Source organism: Cohnella baijiui (assembly GCF_020731285.1).
Taxonomy (GTDB): Bacteria; Bacillota; Bacilli; order Paenibacillales; family Paenibacillaceae; genus Cohnella.
This window is the reverse complement of sequence record NZ_JAJFOW010000561.1, coordinates 1-206: the sequence shown is the minus strand read 5'-3', so window position 1 is coordinate 206 and position 206 is coordinate 1. Positions and strand designations below refer to the sequence as shown.

The 206-nt window shown below is 44.7% G+C and carries 1 protein-coding gene; it reads right to left on the bottom strand.

Features of this window, described 5'->3' with window-relative positions; all coding sequences use genetic code 11:
• On the bottom strand, window positions 1-206 hold a 206-nt coding region (locus tag LKX83_RS33795; protein WP_227887712.1), incomplete at both ends, for a PH domain-containing protein.

Below are 206 nucleotides of genomic sequence, written 5' to 3'. Positions count from 1 at the left end.
CTAGAGAGCTCATATCGTCTTAAGAATGGTCCCTGCTTCGTATCAACATGCTGGATGCGAACCATAGGAATGACCGTCTCTTTAACAAACCATACACCGTGGCGCAGATGAATCTCATCTTCAGCAATATAATAGCTCCAACGAAGCCATTGACGAGTAGGCAGAATCAATACATCAATGATTGAGTAAAGCAGAGCACAGGCTCC